This is a genomic window from Methanocaldococcus sp. (genome assembly GCF_024490875.1).
Lineage (GTDB): Archaea > AGJL01 > Methanococci > Methanococcales > Methanocaldococcaceae > Methanocaldococcus.
Genome location: NZ_JACCLX010000018.1, coordinates 1 through 1753, shown reverse-complemented (window position 1 = coordinate 1753; position 1753 = coordinate 1). Strand labels below are relative to the sequence as shown.

Below are 1753 nucleotides of genomic sequence, written 5' to 3'. Positions count from 1 at the left end.
TGTGTAGAAAGCTTCTTCTCCCTCCTTAAACGAAAAACTAAGTCCTTCTATAATAGATTCCCTAATAATTCCAAATTTATTACCATTATCTCCTGGCTTAATTCTTTCGCCTCCATCTATAACTACCTCTTATCCTTATCTTGACAATCTCTCAAACTAAATAGTAAAGTATATAATTAGTCAATTAAGATTTTTAATAACTATAAAATAACTAAAACTTTACAGAGATATAAAAATTACTTTAATTTTTTTATTAGTTCTTCTTTTGGGATATTATTCCACTTAGAAACATCATTTAAAATAGCATTTAATGTTCCTTTTGCTATCTCTTCGTGATATGGAACGGTTATGTTATGGATTCCATATTCTGTTTCTTTTCTTAGTCGTATATGACTACCTCTTTGTCTAACAATCTCATATCCCAACTTTTTAAGAAATTTTATTAAATCTCTACCACTAACAACTGGAAGTTTATGCAAAATTAGACACCTCCATTTCAGAAACAGAGAGAATTTTTATAATTTCTCCTGCCTTTATCTCATCTTCAAAATGCAATTCTACCGCTTCCTTAATATTTTTCATTAATTCATCTAATGTCTTTCCCTGTGTAAATATACTTACATCAATACCTTCTGCAACCCAGTATTTGCCATCGTAAAAAACTCTAAAGTTAATAGTTTTCATTTAAACCACCTTAATTTTGGTCTTACTCTTCTATCTTTATAATCTTCTATTTAAACCTTATGTTAATAGATAATTTGCTACTTTTGGAGTAATATAAACCTCTACGAAAGCGGCTATAGATTTTTAGTTTTATAAATATAAAGTCAGATAGAAAATTAGGATTGTTAATATTATTGGAAAGTTTTTCATGGTTTCACAATTAAGATGAATTTTTGTTATACTGATTTTTATTGCAGAGATTAGAACATAATAGTTCTAAAATTTTGAATGAGTTAAATATTTATTATTTTCCCATATAATTAAATAGAAGAATGAAACCAATATTCCACCTCCAAACCCAGCAAAAAATGATAATGGTAAGTAGTTGATTATGTTAAAATAATTAATCATCGGTTGAATTATCCAATCAAAGATATTTATAGCCACAACTATAAATACCAGATATATTATTAACAATTTCTTATTTTTTAATAACTTCTCTTCTAATTTTAAAAATTTTACAACTAGAATATTAAATATTGCTCCAGAGATTATTAACAATGTATTTAAAATTAAATTGCTTGTTATGTCTATTAGCCCATAATACATTTGTAATATTATTATAAAATAAGACAATAGTATGAATAAAACTCCGATGAGTGAAATAAAGAATATATTTTTTTTATTTTCATCGTACATGTCTTATCACCAATTAGGTAAAAAAATAAAATGAGTAATAATTTAAATATTATAGTACAACAGAAGAATATGTGACTACTGCAGCCATTCCAGCAACACCTATACCTCCACAAAACATTAATGGAATACAGGCAGTAGTTCCTTTTATCGCAGCCCAAAATGCCTGTTTATAACAAGCGTTAGCTGCATTTATATCTTTCTCATAATATTGATAATATAAACCACCAATATCACCTAAAACAACAGGCTCAGCTACTAAAGCACCTATCATACTAACTAAAACTACAGCTCCGAAAACTTTTAATACATTGCCTTTTAATATATTCATAATGCCACCTCTTTATGGTGGTTCAATATAGCCCGTTAATATTGGCTCCGCCCATAGAGGGCA

The 1753-nt window shown here is 27.7% G+C and carries 4 protein-coding genes and 1 pseudogene; 1 reads left to right on the top strand and 4 read right to left on the bottom strand.

All coding sequences use genetic code 11. The features are described 5' to 3' along the window. Positions 1 to 144: pseudogene (locus tag HZY31_RS03665) on the top strand (IS6 family transposase); the annotation flags it as partial. 92 nt (positions 145 to 236) lie between these two features. On the opposite strand, the gene HZY31_RS03660 reads toward HZY31_RS03665, so the two are convergent. The 4 genes from HZY31_RS03660 to HZY31_RS03645 all read right to left on the bottom strand — a co-directional run bounded on the left by HZY31_RS03660 (position 237) and on the right by HZY31_RS03645 (position 1633). Further along, the gene (locus HZY31_RS03660) at positions 237 to 479 is read right to left on the bottom strand and encodes a type II toxin-antitoxin system HicA family toxin (RefSeq protein ID WP_297318111.1); all 243 of its coding nucleotides are present in this window, start codon (positions 477 to 479) and stop codon (positions 237 to 239) included. Then, a complete protein-coding gene (locus HZY31_RS03655) occupies positions 472 to 684 on the bottom strand; it encodes a type II toxin-antitoxin system HicB family antitoxin (protein ID WP_297318110.1) in 213 nt (70 codons plus the stop codon). Before HZY31_RS03655 ends, HZY31_RS03660 begins: the two co-directional genes overlap by 8 nt. Before the next feature lie 255 nt (positions 685 to 939). Then, positions 940 to 1272, bottom strand: a complete 333-nt coding sequence (locus tag HZY31_RS03650) for a hypothetical protein (protein ID WP_297318109.1) — start codon at positions 1270 to 1272, stop codon at positions 940 to 942. 139 nt (positions 1273 to 1411) lie between these two features. Beyond that, complete coding sequence (locus HZY31_RS03645; protein ID WP_297318108.1) at positions 1412 to 1633, bottom strand: hypothetical protein; 222 nt, start codon at positions 1631 to 1633, stop codon at positions 1412 to 1414. Between the last annotated feature and the right edge of the window lie 120 nt (positions 1634 to 1753).

Bases quoted from the DNA above. Each gene is read 5' to 3' on its own strand.
- HZY31_RS03655 (WP_297318110.1), bottom strand. From the start codon at position 684: ATGAAAACTATTAACTTTAGAGTTTTTTACGATGGCAAATACTGGGTT.
- HZY31_RS03650 (WP_297318109.1), bottom strand. From the start codon at position 1,272: ATGTATTATGGGCTAATAGACATAACAAGCAATTTAATTTTAAATACA.
- HZY31_RS03645 (WP_297318108.1), bottom strand. From the start codon at position 1,633: ATGATAGGTGCTTTAGTAGCTGAGCCTGTTGTTTTAGGTGATATTGGT.